Below are 20165 nucleotides of genomic sequence, written 5' to 3'. Positions count from 1 at the left end.
TGCAGGTGTCAAATATGTCAAAATCAGCCAAAGGCACAGCAGAGCAACACGGTAAGAATGTAGCCGCAAAATCAGGATTAAATCGAACCATTCTCGACCAATCGTGGTTTGAATTTCGCCGTCAGTTGGACTACAAAACCCAATGGCAAGGCGGATTTTTGGTTGCCGTTCCGCCGCAAAACAGCAGTCGGACTTGCCCTTGTTGTGGTCATATCTCAAAAGAAAATCGCCAAACGCAAGCACATTTTGAATGCGTAGAGTGTGGCTACACAGAAAATGCGGATGTGGTTGGCGCGATGAATGTTTTAGCGCGTGGGCGAGCAATCGTTCAGGCATAATGAAAAGCAGGCGAGGACATCGCCGTAGCGCTTGTGAAGTGAACCTCGTTAGAGGTCAGCAGCAAGAACCCACCGAGAGTAGCCCACGCAAAAAGCGTGGGAGCTGGTAGGAATCTTCGTCCTTTAGGGTGGGGAGGATGTCAATTTCATCATATCCTATTGTTTTTCTTGCAATAAATGGCTTTCTACGCTTTCCGCTTAATTTAAATACACTACCGTAACCGTTAGGTAATCTCATTTTATAAACTCCTTTCTTAACATTGGAAAAATAAAAACTTATTGCCGTATGGCAACCTTAAAATTTACTCATCTCACATAAAAAAGAGGCAAAAAATGGAAAAACCGATTGAATATTTAATTATTGTAAATCCTAAGACTAGAAAGCGTGAAACGTCTTTCCCCTTGATTTATCCGTATAAAACGATTGAGGAATTAAAGGAAAAGGCTAGCACGGAATACCCTAACTACATCTATATCCACGATACAGACGGCAAAATTCAGGCTGTTTTTACCAATCAGAACACTTACTGGTACAACGGTAAAGTAGAAACGCAACCTAGTGAAATCCATAAATGGAATGGCACAGAATGGGTAATTGATGAAGAAAAACGCCTAGCACAGATTAAGCGGCAACAAGATCAGGTGTGGGAACAGATTAAGCAAGAACGCACACGGCGTATTGGCGGTGGTGTTTACGTTGAGGAATTGGGTAAATGGTTTCATACCGATGATAACTCAAAATTACAATACTCAACTTTAAAAAATCAAAACACGTTACCGACTGATTTAGAATGGAAAACAATGGATAATACCTTTGTGAAATTAAATAAAGATTCCATTGAAATTATCATTAATGAAATTATCAAGAAAGAACAACACGATTTTAAAAATGCGGAAGTTCACCGCTTTGCGGTTTATAACACAGATAAACCGCTTGAGTATGACTATTCTACCGGTTGGAGTGATATTTATGAAGAATAACATATACTTAGCTTTATATAAAGGCAATAGAGAAGGTAAAGGTTTTGAGGTTTTAAAGGCTAAAATTGGTGATTATCTCACTAGAAAGCTAACTAGAGGAAAATATTCACATTGTGAAATTGCGGTTAAAGTTAAAGTAGACTCGCCATATTACTGTTGTTATAGCTCTTCAATCCGTGATAAAGGCGTGCGCTGTAAAATGATTGCGCTTGATGATAAATGGGACTTGATACCATTAAATATCACTGAAAATGAAGTAAGAATTTTCTTCGATAAGGTAAAAGGAAAAAAATACGATTTTATAGGCGCACTAGGCGTGGTTTTTAAAACAAAAGACCGTTCAGATCGCTATTTTTGTTCAGAATTTGCAGCAGAATTACTAGGATTAAAAGAGGCGTGGCGGTTTTCTCCTAATGATTTAGCAGCAATTTTTGGCAAAAACGCATAAAAAAACGACCGCTTTTTTGCGGTCGCTTGTTTTATTTACTATTTTTTAGCTCTTCGATTTGACCTTTTTCGAAGTCAATCATTCGGACTGTTGGAATAAAAACATTATTAAAGTGAAGTAAATAATCTCCTACCTCACTGATAATATTAGTGATTAATAAATCTTTTTCCTTATCCTTTCTTGCTTTTCTAAACTCATTGCGATTAGCGACCAAAGGTAAAGCCTTTAACGGTTGATGAAAGAAATAATTAATCATTATATTCGGTTCGATTTTATCGCCAAAAATCACGGCATATAAACGCCCCATTAAATAGGCAACCGCTGCTTCAGATTCTGCGCTTAATTTCGAGGCGTTTATATCTAGATTGGAGATAGCTTTGTATAATGCGCAATCTTCAGGCGCAACAACGTCTTTTAACGGGTCGCCTAATGTTTGATGTAACCGCCCGAGAATGCTTTGATAGACTCTCCAAAGCAATTTATCGCTTCTGAAACGCTTTTTAAAATCATCAAAATCAAAATATTGATAAGTGTACTCAAAGCCCTCTTCCAACACTGCTTTAAAGATATTTTCCGCCTCGTTTACCGCTTCCAACATCTTAGTTTCAACATCCTGCGGAACCGGTTTTTTACCACTTTCCCAATATTGCCACGTTCTTGTTGTTACGCCGCCGATTAAAGTGGCCGCTTCTTGTTCAGACAAAAACAACACTTTTCTTAATGCTTGCAATTTATTGCCATCCATATAATTCTATCCCCTATTCTTTCGTTCCAAACATTCCACCTCTGACTAACATTGCCATAAAATAGCATTATTCGTCAAAGCTAACCTCTTGTTTTCCAACAAAAATTCTACCAAGCAACGCATAAAAATCATTGCCTTTTGTTCTATATGCCGATAATCTCGCTGTACTTTGCCCATATACTTCAACCGGCAATAAAAACTCCGGCTTTTCGCAATACCAATCATCGATTGTCCTGATTGCGTTAGAGATTTTTTGCGCCGAGAACACAAGCGAGCCGTTCATTTTAAATAATTTTGGATTTTCGCCCGGAACAAGCGTCAAGCTAGGGAAAACACGCTGCCCCTTACCCATTAATAATTGCGCCTCAACGTGGATAAATTGAACATTGCCGTTAAAACCGTCCTCAATCCATTGAGCGATTTTTTCAACACCCTGAATATTTTCGTAAGGTTTTAATAAAGACAAATCGCCAACATTATTAAAGATAACTTCTTCTTCGCCGCAAGTTACTTTAATTACAATATCTTGCGCTTCCATTCGGTTTCGCCATAGCCAACGCCCATTTACAATATTGTAAGCGTATCGCTTCGCAAGCTCTTTTAAACAGCCTTTTTCAGAAAATTCCTTAATTTTCTCAATTAATAATTTTCCAAATTCATCAACGTTACAGCAATGAAGCTTTATAGGTATAGTTTTTAGCCGCCATCTAATAATAAGAGTATCATTGTAAGGTTTTAAAAAAGCCTCATCCACTTCCTGAAGCAACGTCCTAACCGCCTCATCTTTTTTCTTTTTATAGGTGAGGGCACATAACTTCATTGATGGCGTTGAATAAACGCCTATTTCACCATCATCATCATTAAGCATTTTCTGATAAAAATAACCGGGACCATTTTCTATTGCTCTTGTAAACGCAAGAACGGTAGGCATTTCTATCATTTCTTCAGGCTTAAGCTTTTTCTTTTCACGTGGCATACTTTCCCCTTAGTTATTGGAAAGCAAATGAAAATCGCAAGCTAGCATAGCTGCATTTAAGCGCACTAAGCTATTAGCCGGATCTGACGGCAACGCCTCATATTCTTCAGGTGTCATCTCAACAGCTTTAGTGTTGCGGACTTTTGTACCGTCCTTTTCAATTTGAAGTGTGTATAGATTGGGATTGGATTGATAAATAGCTACGGAGTAGCCGTTGAACGCCGTATTAGCGGCGTATTTGATAAATTTTTTCATAAAATCACCTCATTTGTGAGTGTATCGAACCATTTCGATACATTGCTGCCTATTCGGCAGTGAATATATATATATTTTTACATATATCGTTGTGATGAAACAATAAAAAATATTTTCTAAGCTGCCTGTTCGGCAGTGAATACTCAATTGAATCAAAATAAGCTACCTTTTCGGTAGTAAACGCCTTTAAGACGTAAAAAAAGAATACCCTGTTTTGACAGGGTATTCAATCTCTTTTTTATTTTTTTTTAATCTGATAATGCACTAGGATAGGCATAATCAGAATAAATCCAATCAGTCAATCTTTCAATCTCCGCCGGGGCATCATCTAATGACTCAACAAAATCTTTAACGGACATCCCGTTAAATCTGACGATGTTTTTATTATCGTCATACTCCACTTCGTCTACAAAGTGAAGTGAGCTTTTTTCATCCCATTCTTTGGCGTGGGCTTCGTTTCGATAAATCTCACGCAAGTTATCTTCATACCGGCAGAAGTATAATTTTTCTACCGGTGCTGCGGAAATTTCTTCCGCTTCAAGAGGTTTTCTGATAACATCATCAAATTTTTCATTAACCACTTTAGTGGTATCCTCCATTTTGAGAATATTATTATTATATTCTCTTACTTTTTGGCAGAGTTTTTCTGCTTGCGCATCAGTTAAAGTGATTTTATAAGCGTTATAAACACTTTGCTTAATCACTTCTGCGGCATTACCCCCTTCTTCTAAAGGGTAATTCCAAAATGCAAAATCAAATAAATTAAATAAATTTTTTACTGTTGCTGCGTTCATAATTTTCTCCTTAGTTTCTCTCTTTGTTGATGTAGATAGTATGTACTATTTAATCAGATAATGCAAGCTCTTTTTTATAGTTTTCTAAAAATTTTTCGATTAGCTTAGATCTAGTCAATCCTTCCTCTTCGCGCAACGCCTCAAACTCGTCAAAAATTTCAGGCTTTAAGATAATCGTTATCTTTTTGTAGTTTTCTTTTTGATATGCATTAGCACGCTTCCCCAGTTTCTTTTTTCCCTCTTCAGTATAACGCTCGTAAGCTGTTTTTCTCGCCACTTTTACCTCCTTAATGTACTTTCGCTTTGTGTATAACTACCGGCAATTCAATATCATACTCAACATTAACCGCTATTGGCGGTAACCACTTTGTTACCAAATATCATAACCAGTCTCAATGTCGTACCAGCCACTGTCTATGCGGCATACATCAAAAAAATCTTCAATGTTGCCATTTTCTAATAACGCAATGCAATCATTGTCTCTAGCGTCTTGTTCATAAAAAACTGGCTCTACACCAGCTTTTTTTGCTGCGGCGTAACTATGATGACCGTCCATAACAACACGGTAAGTTTCACCTTCAAATTCAAATTCTGGTGAAACTTGCACCTCGAAATCTTCATTTTCGATTTTTACCGCTACGATTGCTTCATCTAAGTAGCGTTGACTTGAAATAAGTTTCATAATTTTCCCCTTTGTGTTCTCTTGTTTTGATGTAGATAGTCTGTACTATTTAATCGGATAATGCAAGAGGTTTTTGAAAAAAAAATTAAAAAAATAAATAAGGCACAAAGTGATATATAATAAGAAAAGCGGTTGGTAGGTATCTGAATTTAAATTTAGGTCGTTACGCAAAAATCACGCATATTTTTAGATATGGATTTGATATTTAAATAAATTAATTGCCTGTTGGGGGCACCAACTAGCTAAACAAAGCCTTTCATAACGCCTCAAAATGCTTTTTAAATATCTGTAATTTCAAGGGTTTGTCGCACTTTGCTTATCGCATCTCATCATAGCTAATTGATTTAAAACGCTGATTTTAGTAACTATGATAGTAACCATATGTGGAATGTAGTTACTAACCGCTTTTTCATAGTTACTAAAATGAGTCTCTTAGATATGCCAAGGGTTACAAATTGACATATAGGACAAAATAGTTGGTCTTTTGAGCTTTATACTTTTTATTTCAATAGCTTATTATCAAAACTAATAAAAACTCTTCTCGCCTTCCGGACGCGTTTTGAAACGGCGGTGCAGCCACATATAAAGCGACGGATCTTTGCTGATTTCCCGTTCAATCGCCTGATTTATTCGCGTGGCGATCGCAACATCATCTTCGCAATCACTAAGATCTATCGGAGCAGAAATAGAAATGGTGTAACCGGAGCCGTCTTTATTGCGTAACGGTGCAAAAGGAATCACTAAACTTTGCGGCACACTGCGTTTTAAGAAAGCCGTGCCGGTGGTAGTTGCGGCATTTTTCACGGCGAAAAACGGTACAAATACCGCACTTTTGCGACCATAATCGTGATCCGGCGCATACCAAATGGTTTCGCCTTGACGCAAGGCACGAATCATTCCACGTAAATTGTGACGATCGAGCATCGATTTATTGGAGCGCACACGCCCTTTTGTTTGCAACCAATCAAACAACGGATTGTCGTTCGGGCGATAAACACCGATACCTTGATGATAAAGCCCGAGTATTCTTGCGCCTAATTCTAGTGTCAGAAAATGGATACCGACCAAAATCACCCCGCTATTTGCGTTGGTCAGATAATCCAAACCTTCGATTTTAGACCATTTTTTAATCCTTTTATCCGACCAAAACCACGCCATTCCGGTTTCAATAATCGCCATTCCGATAGCGTGAATATTCTGTTTTAACAATTCCTGTCGTTGTAATTCACTCATTTCAGGGAAACAAAGCTCAAGATTGCGGCGAGCTATCGCTAAACGACGTTTACCGAATTTAAATTTGCTGAATAATTTGCCCAAACCGTGCCCTATTTTCACTAAACAAGGGTATGGCAATAATAGCATCAGACGAAATAAGACAATTCCAAACCAAAGCGGCCAATATTTAGGGAGAAAAAAAGAAAATCGAAATTGTGGTAATTGTTGATTTTTCATTGGTTACTGCAAACTAAATAATTCAAATATGAACTATTTTAGCGGAAAGTGCCGGAAATAGCATTATTCAAGGCGGAGCTGTGGTAAAATCGCCGGCAAAATTTGTTTATGGAGAAAATTATGGTTCAATATTCCACTCAATTTAACCACGCTAAAGTCTTAGTGCTTGGCGATGTGATGTTAGATCGTTATTGGTTCGGTGCAACTAATCGCATTTCCCCCGAAGCGCCTGTTCCTGTGGTAAAAGTACAACAAAACGAGGAACGTGCCGGTGGTGCGGCTAACGTTGCGATGAATATCGCCAGTTTGAATGTGCCGATTAAATTGTTGGGAATGACCGGTCAGGACGAAGCAGCACAAGCATTGGCGAAACTGTTGGCAGATCAGCGCATTGATTGTGATTTTGTGCGTTTAGATTCTCATCCGACCATTACCAAATTGCGTATTCTTTCTCGTCATCAACAGTTATTGCGCCTTGATTTTGAAGAGAATTTCCACGATGTGCAATCCGATGAACTGCTTTCTCGTTTGCAGCATTATATTGCGGGATATGGCGCTTTAATTCTCTCTGATTACGGTAAAGGCACTTTGTCGCAAGTACAACAGATGATTCAAATTGCACTCCAAGCTAATGTGCCGGTGTTAATTGATCCGAAAGGTACAGATTTCGAACGTTATCGCGGTGCGACTTTATTAACCCCGAATATGTCGGAATTTGAAGCGGTGGTCGGCACGTGCCACAGTGAGCAGGAGATTGTCGATAAAGGCTTAGCGTTGATCAAACAGTTTGATTTAACCGCGCTGTTGGTTACCCGCTCTGAAAAAGGGATGACCTTAATTCGTCCACAGCAAGAGGCATTTCATCTGCCGACACAAGCACAAGAAGTGTTTGATGTTACCGGTGCCGGCGATACTGTAATCAGTGTTCTCGGCACTGCCATTGCCGACGGTCGCAGCTTGGAAGAAGCTTGTTATTTAGCCAATGTTGCTGCTGGTATTGTGGTTGGTAAATTGGGGACTTCTACTGTTTCTACCGTAGAGTTGGAAAATGCGATCCATCGCCGCAGCGAAAACGGCTTCGGTATTATGAGCGAACAGGAACTGAAACAGGCGGTAGCGAAAGCCAAAGCGCGCGGTGAAAAAATTGTGATGACCAACGGCTGTTTCGATATTTTACATCCGGGGCACGTTTCCTATTTAGCCAATGCGCGTAAATTGGGCGATCGTTTGATCGTTGCGGTCAATTCAGATGCTTCAGTAAAACGCTTGAAAGGCGAACAACGTCCAATTAATAATCTTGAAACCAGAATGGCGGTGCTTGCCGGTTTAGCTTCTGTTGACTGGTTGGTGGCATTTGAAGAAGAAACACCGCAACGCTTAATTAGCGAAATTTTGCCTGATTTATTGGTTAAAGGCGGCGATTATAAACCTGAAGAGATCGCCGGCAGTAAAGAAGTTTGGGCAAACGGTGGTGATGTCAAAGTGCTTAATTTTGAAAACGGTTACTCCACCAGCAATATGATCAAAAAAATTCAGTCGCTTAAATAAGGATTATCCGAAGTTATGAAATTTATCTCTTTTAATATTAATGGATTACGCGCCAGACCCCATCAATTACATCAGTTGATCGAGCAGTATCAGCCGGATGTTTTAGGACTACAAGAGATTAAAGTTGCCGATGAAGCCTTTCCGCACGAGATTGTTGCCGATTTGGGCTACCACGTTTTTTATCACGGGCAAAAAAGCCATTATGGTGTTGCATTATTGACAAAACAGCAGCCGTTAGCGGTGCGCAAAGGCTTCCCGACTGATGCTGAAGATGCACAACGCCGTATTATTATGGCAGATTTAGCCACGCCTTTTGGTCAACTTACCGTGATTAACGGCTATTTCCCTCAAGGGGAAAATCGGAGTCACGAAACCAAATTTCCGGCAAAAGAGAAATTCTATCGTGATTTGCAACACTATTTAGTCAATGAACACAATGCAGCAAATCCGGTCTTAGTGATGGGTGATATGAATATCAGCCCAACTGATTTGGATATTGGCATCGGTGAAGAAAATCGCAAACGTTGGTTACGCACCGGAAAATGTTCTTTCTTACCTGAAGAGCGGGAATGGTTGCAAAATTTATATCAATACGGGTTGGTAGATACTTTCCGTGCTTTGCATCCGCAAGTAAATGATCAATTCTCTTGGTTTGATTACCGCTCCAAAGGCTTTGATGATAATCGTGGTTTGCGTATTGACTTGATTTTAGTCAATCAAGCTTTGGCACAACGTTGTATTTCTGCCGGTATCGCTAAAGATATTCGTGCAATGGAAAAACCGTCCGATCACGCACCGATTTGGGCGGAATTTAAATAACACGCGCGATTTTGCTATTCCTTGCCATACTTCGGAATAGCAAAATTTTTCTACTTTTTACTTTTCTGTTTCAGCAAAGGAAATCCAATGTCTACTGTGTTAAATCAACTCATTGAACTGCTTAAACTTGAAAAACTCGATGATTTTCTGTTTCGTGGACAAAGTCAGGATTTAGGCTTACGGCAGGTATTCGGTGGACAAGTGGTGGCGCAAGCACTATCCGCCGCGATTCAAGTCGCACCACAAGATCGTATTTTACACTCTTGCCACGCCTATTTTCTTGCGCCCGGCGACAGCCAACATCCGATTATTTACGATGTCGAAGTGTTACGTGAAGGTCGTCATTTCACCGCAATGCGTGTTAAAGCGATTCAGCATAATCAATCCATTTGCCACGTAACCGCTTCATTTCAAATGGAAGAAAACGGTTTTGAACATCAGAGCGCAATGCCGACTGTCGGCGAACCGGAGAGTTTTATTGCTGAACGTGCGGTATTACAACAATTGGCTCAATATATTCCGGAAGCGGTACGTGATAAATTTATCGCCGAGCGTCCTTTCGATATTCACAGCAAATATATTAATAATCCATTCCAAGGCAAAATGTTGCCACCTGAACAATATATTTGGGTGAAAGCCAATGGTGAAGCGCCGAACGATCGCGCCATTCAACAGTGTTTGTTGGCCTATTTTTCTGACTTTCACCTGCTGCTCACTGCCTTGCACCCACACCAAAAAGGCTTTTTGCAAACCGGGATGAAAGTGGCAACAATTGACCATTCAATTTGGTTTCATCGTGCCGGAGATATTAATGATTGGTTGCTTTATGCTATTGAAAGCACCAATGCTTTTGGCGGCAGAGGCTTATCACGTGGACAGATTTTCGATCGTCAAGGTCGTTTAATTGTCACCACCCAACAAGAAGGGCTAATCCGCTTCAATCCTTAAAAACAAAAAAACGTGCATAAATCACTTTATGCACGTTTCAATAGCGTTAATCCGTTAACGGTTATAACTGTTCGGGAAGCTCATCTTCAATAACGCAGTTTTCCGCTTCATAAACCTCTTTGTCATAGCTTAATAACGGCTCAACTTTCCAGATATTCTCCGCATAATCGATGATTGAACGGTCAGATGAGAAATACCCCATATTAGCGGTATTAATCAATGCTGATTTTGCCCACGCTTGCGATTGTTTGTAATGTTGATCAACCTGTTTTTGAATATCAACATAAGCACGGAAATCAGCCATTACTTGGTAATAATCACTGAACAGATTCAATTCGTTTTGATAACGCATCGGATCTTGCGGTGAGAAGTGTCCGGAAGTAATTTGTTGAATAATGGTATTTAATTCCGGTTCACGTTCAAAAAACTCAAACGGAGAATAACCTTTCGCACGCAACGCTTCAACTTGCTCAACGGTGTTACCGAAAATAAAGATATTTTCTTTGCCGACCATATTGAGAATTTCAACGTTAGCACCGTCCAATGTGCCCACTGTTAACGCACCGTTCAAGGCAAATTTCATATTACTTGTGCCTGAAGCCTCTGTTCCTGCCAAAGAAATTTGTTCAGAAACATCCGCCGCCGGAATAATAATTTGTGCAAGGCTGACACCATAGTTCGGAATAAAGACCACTTTAATCAAATCTTTAATACGACCGTCATTATTAATCACTTCTGCCACATCATTGATTAAATTAATAATTTTCTTCGCAGTATGATAGGCACTTGCCGCTTTACCGGCGAAAATAAAGACACGCGGTGTCCAATCCGCATCCGGATTTTTCAAAATCTGGTTGTAACGATAAATAATGTGAAGCACATTCAATAATTGACGTTTGTATTCGTGAATACGTTTTACCTGCACATCAAATAACGCCTTCGGATTCACTTCAATGCCAAGGTGATATTTAATGTATTCCGCTAAACGCTGTTTATTGCTGAATTTCACACGTTGGAAATCGGATAAAAACGCTTCATCATCAACAAATTGGTTTAATTGACTTAATTCATCCAACTCTTTGCGCCAATTCTTACCAATCTTGCTGTCAATCAATTTTGCCAATTCAGGGTTGGCAATTGCAATCCAACGACGAGGTGTTACACCGTTGGTAACATTGGTAAAGCGTTCAGGATAAATTTTCGCAAAATCAGCAAAAATAGATTTCACCATTAAATCGGAGTGGATTTTAGCAACACCGTTGATCTTATAAGAACCAATCACTGCCAACCACGCCATTCTGACACGACGACCGTTATCTTCATCGATAATAGAAACGCGGCGGATAAAATCTTCACCATAACCTTGCGCACGCAAATCATTCAAGAAATGTTCATTGATTTCAAGAATAAGCTGTAAATGACGTGGCAAAATTGAGCCTAACATCTCAATCGGCCAAGTTTCCAAAGCTTCACTCATCAAAGTATGGTTGGTATAAGAGAAAATGTTGCGACACATTTCCCACGCTTTATTCCATTCATAACCGTTTTCATCAATCAATAAACGCATCAATTCAGGAATTGCCAATACCGGATGGGTATCATTCAAGTGAATCGCCACTTTTTCCGCTAAATTGTCCAAATTATCAAAAATATCCAAATGGCGGCGTAAAATATCTTGAACAGAAGCTGAAGTTAAGAAATGTTCTTGTCTTAAACGCAATTCACGGCCTGCTGTGGTGGAATCATCCGGATATAACACACGAGAAACATTTTCGGAAAAGTTCTGTTTTTCCATTGCCGCGAAATAATCGCCACGGTTAAAGTCATTCAGACTAAACGCATCACTGGATTGCGCCGACCACAAACGCAACGTGTTGGCAACATCGTTGTCATAACCCGGCACTAATTGGTCATAACCAAGTGCCACCACCTCATCGGAAGGTTTCCAAATACATTTATTGTTTTCGTAATAAATTTGTCCACCGAAACGGATTGGAATTTTTTTACTCGGGCGATTAAATTCCCACGCAATATTTTGCGCCAACCAACCATCCGGTTTTTCCACTTGGCGACCGTTTTCAATTTCCTGTTTAAACATACCGTAATCATAACGGATACCATAGCCGGTCGCCGGAATACGCAATGTTGCCAAACTGTCCAAGAAACAGGCTGCTAAACGACCTAAACCGCCGTTACCCAAACCGGGATCTTCTTCCTGATTCAGAATATCTTCCAAATCCAAACCTAATTCTTTAAACGCCTGTTTCATCGCTTCGTACACATTTTCTGCAATCATTGCATTACTAAATGCACGACCCATTAAGAATTCCATAGAAAGGTAGTAAACACGGCGTGATTTTTCGTGTTTAATTGCGCGACGAGTGTGTAAACGAGATTGTGCGCTTAAGTCACGAACGGTATAAAGTGCGGCATTCAGCCAGTTTGTTAGTTTTGCTTCAGAAGGCTCACAACAGAGGTTATAAATTAATTTTGAAACGATAGTTGCTTTAAGTGATTCGACATCTCTTGCCGGTGCATGATAAGAAAATTTTATTGTGTTTGATGACATTTTTTATCTCCGATACGCAAATTTTTGCGGCGGCTATCCTATGCCATTTTGTCGATTTTTTCAATGATTTATGTTCATTCTTTACACTAAAACCGTTTAAAAAAGCACTTACTCTGATAATCACTGCAAAAAACCTAAATCACTTAAATTTGAAATAATGAATCTATCACAAAAAATCATTGTTATTTTGAATATCTTTTCTGTTTTTGATCAAAGTTATCATTAATTTATAAAGGGTATTTTGTATATTGATTCCATTGATTCTTTGTAATACCCTGCCTTTGTGATTAACCTGAAGCATTGAGGTAAGCTTATGATTTTCTACGCACATTCTGTAGAGAATTCCGATGAACAAAATTGGCAGCCTTTACAACAGCATCTCCATAACACCGCCGCTCTGGCGCGAGAATTTGCCGCTTATTACCCTCAAAACGCGCAAGCATTGGCAGAAACAGCTGCACTTATGCACGACCAAGGCAAATATTCCATTCCGTTTCAAAAACGTCTTCGTGGCGGTCCTAAAGTGGATCACACCACCGCCGGGGCAAAATTTGTCTTAAATAAATATCCTAATGTTTTGGGCAAGATCTTAGCATTCTGCATTGCCGGTCATCACGCCGGTTTAGCCAATGGAGCTAGAGAGGAAAAACTTTCTACCTTACAACAACGTTTAGCCAGCGATACGCCGGAAGCAGATCCAGTTTGGCAACAAGAGCTAACTCTTCCGGAACAATTCCAACCTCCTAAACTCCAAATACTAAATAAAAATGAGGGTTGCTTTGCACTCTCCTTTTTTACCCGAATGATTTATTCCTGCGTGGTCGATGCTGACTATTTAGACACCGAAGCTTTTTACAGCAAAGTAGAAAATAAATCTGTCGAACGCGGCAACTATCCGGATTTAAACACGCTACAGCAACGCTTTATTCACTATATTCAAAACAAATTTCAACCAACTGATGATCCGCTGAAAACAGAAGAGGCTAAAAAAGCGGAAGCTAATCAAGAATTAAATCAAATACGAACTCATATTTTTGATTATGCGGTGCAGCAAGCCGCTTTACCGTCCGGACTATTCACCTTAACCGTGCCGACCGGCGGCGGAAAAACATTTACCTCAATGGCGTTTGCACTGGAACACGCCAAATTACACCATTTACGTCGCATTATTTATGTCATTCCTTTCACCAGCATTATTGAACAAAACGCAGCAGAATTTAGAAAAGCGTTTGAAGAGCTAGGCGAACAGGCTGTATTGGAACATCATAGTAATTTTGATGACAGTCATTTTGTCGATAAAAGCAGCAAAGATAAATTACGCTTAGCGTCAGAAAATTGGGATATGCCAGTTGTCGTCACAACAGCAGTACAATTTTTTGAATCGCTTTTTGCTAACCGCTCTTCTCGTTGTCGGAAATTACATAACATTGCCGGCAGTGTCATCATTTTAGATGAAGCGCAAATGTTGCCGTTAAATTTATTACGTCCAATTATGGCAGCCATTAATGAATTGGCGCATAATTATCGCTGTTCCGCCGTGATGTGCACCGCGACACAGCCGGCAATTCATCAACAAAACGGTTTTTATAATGGTTTTAAAAATACTCGTGAATTAGCGCCTGAACCGGAAAAACTGTTTGAAAAACTCGCTCGCACCACAGTCCAATATGTAGGCGAAAAAACAGATGCCGATCTGTTGGCAGATTTAACTAACCACGCTCAGATCTTGGTTATCGTTAATAACCGCCGACACGCTCAAAGTCTTTACCAATCAGCAAAAGAATTAGAAGGCGTTTTCCATCTATCCACCCTAATGTGTGCCGCTCATCGTACACAGGTATTAAACGAAATTCGCTCTCGTTTAAAAGAAGAATCACCTTGCCGTGTAATTGCCACACCATTGGTTGAAGCCGGCGTCGATATTGATTTTCCGAGAGTAATGAGGGCGGAAGCCGGGCTGGACTCTGTCGCTCAAGCTGCCGGACGATGCAACCGTGAAGGTAAACGTAAAGCAGAAGAGAGTTCAGTGCTAATCTTTAAGCCGGAAGATCAATGGCAACCACCGGCAGAATTGAAAATGTATGCCGCCTGTATGCGCTCGGTTGTTCGTCATCATCAACAAAATCTATTGTCACCACAAGCCATTTCAGATTACTTCAGCCAAGTCTATGCATTAAAAGACGAAGAACTGGATAAAGAAGGCATTTTAAAAGATTGTTATAATTCCGCCTATGATTTTCCTTTCGACACGATGGCAAAAAATTTCCGAATGATTCAAAGTCATTTAGTACCTTTAATTATTCGCTTTGATAATGAAGCTAAAGCTGCCATTGAAGCATTACAGACTGCAGATAAAGCCGGAGGGATTTTACGTAAATTGCAGAGATATACGGTGCAAATTCCGGAAAATGTGTTGGCAAAACTGTATAGCGCCGGAATGGTTGATACCATTAATGACGATAAATTCGGCAAGCAGTTTTATTACTTAATTAACGATAGTTTATATGACAATGATATGGGATTAACTTGGGAAAACCCTGAATATCTTAGAACAAATCAAGGTCCTATTTAATTCCTCATAAAATGGAGTATGAAAAATGAAGAATAACGTTAGGTTGCACATTTGGGGAGATTATGCCTGTTTCACTCGCCCTGAAATGAAAGCGGAACGCGTTTCTTATGATGTGATCACCCCTTCAGCAGCGCGTGGGATCCTATCATCAATACATTGGAAACCGGCAATTAATTGGGTGATTGATAAAATTTATGTGCTTAAACCGATTCGGTTTGAAACCATTCGTCGCAATGAATTGGGCCATAAAATTTCACAGAGTAATATCAAAACTGCAATGAAGCGCAACAGCCTAGAAAAGCTCTACACCATTATTGAAGAGGATCGTCAACAACGCGCGGCAACCGTGTTAAAGGATGTGGCTTATGTTATTGAAGCTCATATCGTTTTAACTGACCAAGCCGGCGAAAGCGATAATCTGAATAAACATTTGGAAATGTTCCAGCGGCGTGCGGCTAAAGGGCAATGTTTCCGTCATCCTTGTATGGGTGTTAGAGAATTCCCGGCTAATTTTTGCCTTATTGAAGAGAATGAAGCTTTACCGCAAACAGCATTAAGTGGCGCAGAACTTGATCAAGACTTAGGCTGGATGCTGCACGACATTGATTTCAACCATAACAATACCCCACATTTTTTCCGTGCAAAAATGCAAAATAGTGTAATAACAGTACCGCCTTTCTATTCTGAGGAGGTAAAACTATGATTCTGACTTCGCTAGTCAATTATTATCATCGTTTAGCAACTGAACTCGATTCAACCACCAATAATCCGAAAGTGCCACCTTATGGCTTTAGTGAAGAAAAAATTGGTTATATTTTAGTGTTGGATCGCAACGGTAATTTAGTCGATGTTATCCCGAATTTAACTGCCGATAAAAAACCGAAAGCAAAATTAATGAATGTTCCTCGCCCGGAAAAAAGAACATACGGCATCAAATCCAATTTTCTTTGGGATAAAACAGCTTACGTGCTAGGTGTGGAGAGCAATAAAGACAAAGCCACTGCCAAAGAACACCCTTTCGTCTTGTCCGAAGATACGTTCGCTGCATTTAAGAAATACCATCTAGAACATTTAGCGGATATTAAAGATGAAGGCTTGCAAGCAATAGTTAAATTTTTGCAGAATTGGCTGCCGGCACAGTTTGCGCAATCCATTTGTCCGATGGAGCTGTTAGATAGCAATGTTGTTTTCAAATTAGATGGAGAACAACAACTGATCCACCAGCGCCCGGCAGCACAACAATTATGGGAAACGTTACTAGATGACAATAGCGCCGAACAAGGCATCTGCTTAATTACCGGCGAAAAAGCCCCGATTGCTCGATTGCACCCTGCCATTAAAGGGGTGTTGGGCGGGCAAAGCTCCGGTGGCGCGATCATCTCTTTTAACCAAGAGGCTTTTTCCTCTTTTAATAAAACACAAGGCGATAATGCTCCGGTTTCAGAACAGGCAGCTTTTGCCTATACCACTGCATTAAATTATCTTTTACGCCGAGAAAACCGGCACTGTTTAACCATTGGTGACACCAGTACCGTATTTTGGGCAGAAGCCGAAAACAGTGAACAGGCAGCTTTTGCCGAAGAAATTATGTGGGGCAGTTTAGAGCCACCGTCAGATGATGAGCAGGAAAGCAGCAAAATCTTTAATATTTTGGATCAGGTTCGAAAAGGAAGACCTTTACCGGAAATTGATCCGAAACTATCTGCAAAAACCCAATTTTTTATTTTAGGGCTTGCACCGAATGCTTCGCGCATCTCTATCCGTTTTTGGCTAAAAACCGATTTTGGTCGATTAGCGAAAAACCTTGCCAACCACTGGGCAGATTTGGCGTTAGAACCTTGTCCTTGGAAGAAACCGCCTTCACTCTATTCTTTGCTCTTGCAAACAACACCATTGGATAAAACATCCAAAAAAGGAAAAGCAGAAAATATTTCACCGATCCTCGCCGGTGAATTAGCTGCAGCCATCTTTAATGACACGCCTTATCCAACCACTTTATTATCGAAAGTGATTTCCAGATTTAGAGCCGATGGTCAAATTACCGGATTAAGGGTTGCAATGGTAAAAGCCGTGTTACAACGAAAATATCGAAAAGGTCTGATAAAACAAGGAGTTCCTATGGGATTAGATAAAAACGATGAAAACACTGCCTATCTTTTAGGCAGATTGTTTGCCATTTTAGAAACTATACAATACCAAGCCTTGGGAGACGTAAATGCCAATATTGTTGATCGTTATTATGCTTCTGCATCAACAGTACCTTTCTCTGTCTTCCCTCGTTTGATTACCGGTTCCAAATACCATCTTGCTCGTATAAGAAAAGATAATCCAGGAAAGGCAGTCAATCTTGATCGAGATTTAGGTACTATTATTGAGAAGTTAAACAGCAGTTTCCCACGTCGTATGAATATTGAGGAGCAAGGGCGATTCACATTGGGATACCACCACCAACGGCAATATCACTTTAATGCCGCTAAAAAAGAGAGCGCTGATAACAGTACAACCATCACCGATAACCACGACAGTAAAGCACAAATTAAGGAGTAACATATGGCTATTAACAATCGTTATGAATTCGTCTATTTTTTTGATGTCACCAATGGTAACCCAAACGGCGATCCTGATGCAGGCAACCTTCCTCGTCTTGATCCAGAAACCAGCAAAGGCTTGGTTACTGATGTTTGTATAAAACGCAAAATCCGCAATTTTATTGAGTTAAGCTGCGAAAATAAAGAAGGATATGAAATTTACATTAAAGAAAAAAGTGTGCTCAATCTACAAAATAAACGTGCCTATGACGCTTTAGAGATTAAACCTGATGCCAAAAAATTGCCGAAAGAGGAAAATAAAGCACAAGAAATTACCCAATGGATGTGTAAACACTTTTTTGATATCCGCACTTTTGGTGCAGTAATGACCACTGAAGTGAATAGCGGGCAAGTTCGTGGCCCGGTGCAATTAGCCTTTGCGCAATCCATCGATCCTATTGTGCCAATTGAACTTTCTATTACTCGAATGGCAGTCACCAATGAAAAAGACTTCGAAAAAGAACGTACAATGGGGCGCAAAGCGATTGTTCCTTACGGCTTATACCGTATGCACGGTTTTATTTCAGCAAAATTAGCAGAAAAAACCGGATTTAACGACGAAGATTTGCAACAGCTTTGGACTGCGTTGAAAATGATGTTTGAGCACGATCACTCTGCCGCACGAGGAGAAATGGTGGCTCGTAAATTAATTGTGTTTAAACATCAGGATGCATTGGGTAACCAACCGGCACATAAATTGTTTGAACGTGTTTGTGTGGAACGCGTCAAAGGTGAAGCAGGAATGCCGGCACAATCTTTCGCAGATTACAAAATTTCGGTAAACGGTGAAGGCTTAACCGGCGTTACTATTGAAGAGTTAATCTGATGATCATTGTTCCACTATCCGCATTACAGCATTATGCTTTTTGCCCTCGTCAATGTGCATTGATCCATAATGAGCAAATGTGGCAAGAAAACTTACTCACTGCACAAGGACGTGCTTTGCATGAACGTGTAGATTCGGGTGAACCGGAGTGCCGAAAAGGCGTTCGTTTCGAGCGCTCAGTCCACGTTTGCGCAGAAAACTTAGGATTAACCGGCATATTGGATTTAGTGGAACAAGATCTTAAAACAGGGCAACTTAAACCAATAGAATATAAACGCGGTAAACCGAAAAAAGAGCCTATGGATGAAATCCAGCTCTGTGCCCAAGCGTTATGTTTGGAAGAGATGACCGGACAAAAAATTAATGAAGGGGCTATTTGGTATATGCAAACCCGTCATCGCTTACCTGTTCACTTCTCTTCCGAATTAAGAGAAAAGACCAAAGAAACCATTCGATGCGTGCAATCTTTATTAACTGGCGATAAAACGCCACCACCCATTTACGGTAAACATTGCAAAGCCTGTTCATTAACTGAAATATGCCAACCGGCATTGTTACAAACAGATAAATCCCAACATTATGTTGAAACGCTTTTTATGGATGATGAATGAAAAAATTACAAAATACGATTTATGTCACCACACAAGGCACTTACCTACATAAAGAACGAGAAACTTTAGTGGCTGAACAAAATCACACGAAAATTGCGCAATTGCCTATCCACGCCATCGGGCATATCTTTTGTTTTGGGAATGTCTTAGTATCCCCTTTTCTTATGGGCTTTTGCGGTGAAAATAATGTCAATCTTGCCTTTTTCACCGAAAATGGAAAATATTTAGGCCGATTACAAGGTTGCCAAAGCGGCAATGTTCTACTTCGCAGAAATCAATATCATCTTTCTTTAAATCATCCTATTCCGATAGCTCGCAATATTATTGCGGCAAAAATGCAAGCTTCTAAACGCGTTTTACAACGACAATTACGCAACTACGGTGAGAATCAGGAGATCAGAAACGCTGTTTATCGACTCAATACAGGATTGAAAGCACTTCAACAAGCCAATTCTTTAGAAGTAATCCGAGGTATCGAGGGCGAGGCTGCCTCTCAATATTTTAATGTATTTCAACATCTTATCAAAGAAGGCAGCTCTTTCACTTTCAAGGGACGAACTCGCCGTCCGCCTAGAGATGAAGTTAATGCGCTATTATCTTTTTTATATAGCTTACTAGGCAAAGAAATTAGTGGCGCATTACAAAGCGTCGGGCTTGATCCGCAAATCGGATTTTTACACGCAGACCGCCCCGGACGTGACAGTCTTGCCCAAGATATACTGGAAGAATTCCGCGCTTGGTGGGTAGATAGAACAGTGCTTAGCTTAATCAATCGGGGACAGCTTAAACCTAAAGATTTTATTACTGAAAGCAGCGGTGCCGTTATGTAGTGATCCACTAAATCAGCAGTCCCTAATAGGTTTTTTCGCTAAAATTGGCGGTAATCCTTGATTATAGCTATGCGGTCTCACCCTGTTATAGTAAAACACATACTGTTTAATATCTTCCTTGGCTTCATCTAATGAAGAATAACCGCCCTTTAACATCCATTCATATTTAAAACTCCTAAACCA

20 protein-coding genes and 1 pseudogene are annotated in these 20165 nt (G+C 40.0%); 12 read left to right on the top strand and 9 right to left on the bottom strand.

All coding sequences use genetic code 11. The annotated features are described in order from the left end of the window. The 3 genes from A3EO_RS0107765 to A3EO_RS0107750 form a co-directional block, all read left to right on the top strand. Positions 1-338 (top strand): RNA-guided endonuclease InsQ/TnpB family protein (locus A3EO_RS0107765; protein ID WP_018346014.1); only part of this gene is annotated, 338 nt, incomplete at its 5' end. A gap of 333 nt (positions 339-671) precedes the next feature. Further along, positions 672-1319 (top strand): DUF4376 domain-containing protein, encoded by a 648-nt coding sequence (locus A3EO_RS12810; RefSeq protein WP_018346689.1) that lies wholly within the window; start codon positions 672-674, stop codon positions 1317-1319. Further along, entirely contained in the window at positions 1309-1767 is a 459-nt protein-coding gene (locus A3EO_RS0107750) for a hypothetical protein (protein ID WP_018346688.1), read from the top strand. The genes A3EO_RS12810 and A3EO_RS0107750 overlap by 11 nt, the downstream gene beginning before the upstream one ends. A 31-nt stretch (positions 1768-1798) precedes the next feature. Here the strand turns inward: A3EO_RS0107750 and A3EO_RS0107745 are convergent, their stop codons facing one another. The 7 genes from A3EO_RS0107745 to A3EO_RS0107715 all read right to left on the bottom strand — a co-directional run bounded on the left by A3EO_RS0107745 (position 1799) and on the right by A3EO_RS0107715 (position 6671). Beyond that, a complete protein-coding gene (locus A3EO_RS0107745) occupies positions 1799-2512 on the bottom strand; it encodes an Aca2/YdiL-like domain-containing protein (protein ID WP_018346687.1) in 714 nt (237 codons plus the stop codon). Positions 2513-2579: 67 nt separating this feature from the next. After that, positions 2580-3488 (bottom strand): type I-F CRISPR-associated protein Cas7f/Csy3, encoded by a 909-nt coding sequence (locus A3EO_RS0107740; RefSeq protein ID WP_018346686.1) that lies wholly within the window; start codon positions 3486-3488, stop codon positions 2580-2582. A gap of 9 nt (positions 3489-3497) precedes the next feature. Then, positions 3498-3743, bottom strand: coding sequence for a hypothetical protein (locus A3EO_RS0107735; protein WP_018346685.1), 246 nt, complete (start codon positions 3741-3743; stop codon positions 3498-3500). A 248-nt stretch (positions 3744-3991) separates the two neighbouring features. Continuing rightward, positions 3992-4537 (bottom strand): hypothetical protein, encoded by a 546-nt coding sequence (locus tag A3EO_RS0107730; protein WP_018346684.1) that lies wholly within the window; start codon positions 4535-4537, stop codon positions 3992-3994. Positions 4538-4586: 49 nt separating this feature from the next. After that, the gene (locus A3EO_RS0107725; RefSeq protein ID WP_018346683.1) at positions 4587-4814 is read right to left on the bottom strand and encodes a RepB family protein; all 228 of its coding nucleotides are present in this window, start codon (positions 4812-4814) and stop codon (positions 4587-4589) included. Between the two features lie 93 nt (positions 4815-4907). Continuing rightward, a complete protein-coding gene (locus A3EO_RS12805) occupies positions 4908-5219 on the bottom strand; it encodes a ParB/Srx family N-terminal domain-containing protein (RefSeq protein ID WP_018346682.1) in 312 nt (103 codons plus the stop codon). 525 nt (positions 5220-5744) lie between these two features. Beyond that, the gene (locus A3EO_RS0107715) at positions 5745-6671 is read right to left on the bottom strand and encodes a Kdo(2)-lipid IV(A) acyltransferase (RefSeq protein WP_018346681.1); all 927 of its coding nucleotides are present in this window, start codon (positions 6669-6671) and stop codon (positions 5745-5747) included. 120 nt (positions 6672-6791) lie between these two features. On the opposite strand from A3EO_RS0107715, the gene hldE reads away from it, so the two are divergent. The 3 genes from hldE (at position 6792) to tesB (ending at position 9986) form a co-directional block, all read left to right on the top strand. Next, positions 6792-8219 (top strand): bifunctional D-glycero-beta-D-manno-heptose-7-phosphate kinase/D-glycero-beta-D-manno-heptose 1-phosphate adenylyltransferase HldE, encoded by a 1428-nt coding sequence (gene hldE / locus A3EO_RS0107710; RefSeq protein ID WP_018346680.1) that lies wholly within the window; start codon positions 6792-6794, stop codon positions 8217-8219. Positions 8220-8234: 15 nt separating this feature from the next. Continuing rightward, positions 8235-9038 carry an exodeoxyribonuclease III gene (xthA, locus tag A3EO_RS0107705; RefSeq protein WP_018346679.1) on the top strand — a complete coding sequence of 268 codons (804 nt, stop codon included), beginning with the start codon at positions 8235-8237 and terminating at the stop codon, positions 9036-9038. An 87-nt stretch (positions 9039-9125) separates the two neighbouring features. Next, a complete protein-coding gene (gene tesB, locus A3EO_RS0107700; RefSeq protein WP_018346678.1) occupies positions 9126-9986 on the top strand; it encodes an acyl-CoA thioesterase II in 861 nt (286 codons plus the stop codon). A 61-nt stretch (positions 9987-10047) separates the two neighbouring features. Here the strand turns inward: tesB and A3EO_RS0107695 are convergent, their stop codons facing one another. Continuing rightward, the gene (locus A3EO_RS0107695; RefSeq protein ID WP_018346677.1) at positions 10048-12555 is read right to left on the bottom strand and encodes a glycogen/starch/alpha-glucan phosphorylase; all 2508 of its coding nucleotides are present in this window, start codon (positions 12553-12555) and stop codon (positions 10048-10050) included. A 313-nt stretch (positions 12556-12868) separates the two neighbouring features. Between A3EO_RS0107695 and A3EO_RS0107690 the strand changes: the two genes are divergently transcribed. The 6 genes and pseudogenes from A3EO_RS0107690 to cas1 form a co-directional block, all read left to right on the top strand. Further along, complete coding sequence (locus tag A3EO_RS0107690; protein WP_018346676.1) at positions 12869-15127, top strand: CRISPR-associated helicase/endonuclease Cas3; 2259 nt, start codon at positions 12869-12871, stop codon at positions 15125-15127. A gap of 25 nt (positions 15128-15152) precedes the next feature. Then, positions 15153-15830, top strand: a complete 678-nt coding sequence (gene cas5c / locus A3EO_RS0107685) for a type I-C CRISPR-associated protein Cas5c (RefSeq protein ID WP_018346675.1) — start codon at positions 15153-15155, stop codon at positions 15828-15830. Beyond that, positions 15827-17674 carry a type I-C CRISPR-associated protein Cas8c/Csd1 gene (gene cas8c, locus A3EO_RS0107680; RefSeq protein WP_018346674.1) on the top strand — a complete coding sequence of 616 codons (1848 nt, stop codon included), beginning with the start codon at positions 15827-15829 and terminating at the stop codon, positions 17672-17674. The genes cas5c and cas8c overlap by 4 nt, the downstream gene beginning before the upstream one ends. 3 nt (positions 17675-17677) lie before the next feature. Beyond that, on the top strand, positions 17678-18541 hold the full coding sequence (cas7c, locus tag A3EO_RS0107675; protein WP_018346673.1) for a type I-C CRISPR-associated protein Cas7/Csd2: 864 nt from the start codon (positions 17678-17680) through the stop codon (positions 18539-18541). Continuing rightward, positions 18541-19152, top strand: a complete 612-nt coding sequence (gene cas4 / locus A3EO_RS0107670) for a CRISPR-associated protein Cas4 (RefSeq protein ID WP_018346672.1) — start codon at positions 18541-18543, stop codon at positions 19150-19152. The genes cas7c and cas4 overlap by 1 nt, the downstream gene beginning before the upstream one ends. After that, positions 19149-19976: pseudogene (gene cas1, locus A3EO_RS0107665) on the top strand (CRISPR-associated endonuclease Cas1); the annotation flags it as partial. The gene cas4 and the pseudogene cas1, both read left to right, overlap by 4 nt. Before the next feature lie 18 nt (positions 19977-19994). Here the strand turns inward: cas1 and A3EO_RS12800 are convergent. Continuing rightward, positions 19995-20165: integrase core domain-containing protein (locus A3EO_RS12800; RefSeq protein ID WP_018346670.1), on the bottom strand; the 171-nt coding region annotated here is incomplete at its 5' end.

It is taken from the genome of Gallibacterium anatis DSM 16844 = F 149 (genome assembly GCF_000379785.1).
GTDB lineage: Bacteria > Pseudomonadota > Gammaproteobacteria > Enterobacterales > Pasteurellaceae > Gallibacterium > Gallibacterium anatis.
Note: the sequence above shows the minus strand (reverse complement) of the source record. Positions and strands in the feature narration are given on the sequence as shown.

Bases quoted from the DNA above. Each gene is read 5' to 3' on its own strand.
- A3EO_RS12810 (WP_018346689.1), top strand. From the start codon at position 672: ATGGAAAAACCGATTGAATATTTAATTATTGTAAATCCTAAGACTAGA.
- A3EO_RS0107750 (WP_018346688.1), top strand. From the start codon at position 1,309: ATGAAGAATAACATATACTTAGCTTTATATAAAGGCAATAGAGAAGGT.
- A3EO_RS0107745 (WP_018346687.1), bottom strand. From the start codon at position 2,512: ATGGATGGCAATAAATTGCAAGCATTAAGAAAAGTGTTGTTTTTGTCT.
- A3EO_RS0107740 (WP_018346686.1), bottom strand. From the start codon at position 3,488: ATGCCACGTGAAAAGAAAAAGCTTAAGCCTGAAGAAATGATAGAAATG.
- A3EO_RS0107735 (WP_018346685.1), bottom strand. From the start codon at position 3,743: ATGAAAAAATTTATCAAATACGCCGCTAATACGGCGTTCAACGGCTAC.
- A3EO_RS0107730 (WP_018346684.1), bottom strand. From the start codon at position 4,537: ATGAACGCAGCAACAGTAAAAAATTTATTTAATTTATTTGATTTTGCA.
- A3EO_RS12805 (WP_018346682.1), bottom strand. From the start codon at position 5,219: ATGAAACTTATTTCAAGTCAACGCTACTTAGATGAAGCAATCGTAGCG.
- A3EO_RS0107715 (WP_018346681.1), bottom strand. From the start codon at position 6,671: ATGAAAAATCAACAATTACCACAATTTCGATTTTCTTTTTTTCTCCCT.
- hldE (WP_018346680.1), top strand. From the start codon at position 6,792: ATGGTTCAATATTCCACTCAATTTAACCACGCTAAAGTCTTAGTGCTT.
- xthA (WP_018346679.1), top strand. From the start codon at position 8,235: ATGAAATTTATCTCTTTTAATATTAATGGATTACGCGCCAGACCCCAT.
- tesB (WP_018346678.1), top strand. From the start codon at position 9,126: ATGTCTACTGTGTTAAATCAACTCATTGAACTGCTTAAACTTGAAAAA.
- A3EO_RS0107695 (WP_018346677.1), bottom strand. From the start codon at position 12,555: ATGTCATCAAACACAATAAAATTTTCTTATCATGCACCGGCAAGAGAT.
- A3EO_RS0107690 (WP_018346676.1), top strand. From the start codon at position 12,869: ATGATTTTCTACGCACATTCTGTAGAGAATTCCGATGAACAAAATTGG.
- cas5c (WP_018346675.1), top strand. From the start codon at position 15,153: ATGAAGAATAACGTTAGGTTGCACATTTGGGGAGATTATGCCTGTTTC.
- cas8c (WP_018346674.1), top strand. From the start codon at position 15,827: ATGATTCTGACTTCGCTAGTCAATTATTATCATCGTTTAGCAACTGAA.
- cas7c (WP_018346673.1), top strand. From the start codon at position 17,678: ATGGCTATTAACAATCGTTATGAATTCGTCTATTTTTTTGATGTCACC.
- cas4 (WP_018346672.1), top strand. From the start codon at position 18,541: ATGATCATTGTTCCACTATCCGCATTACAGCATTATGCTTTTTGCCCT.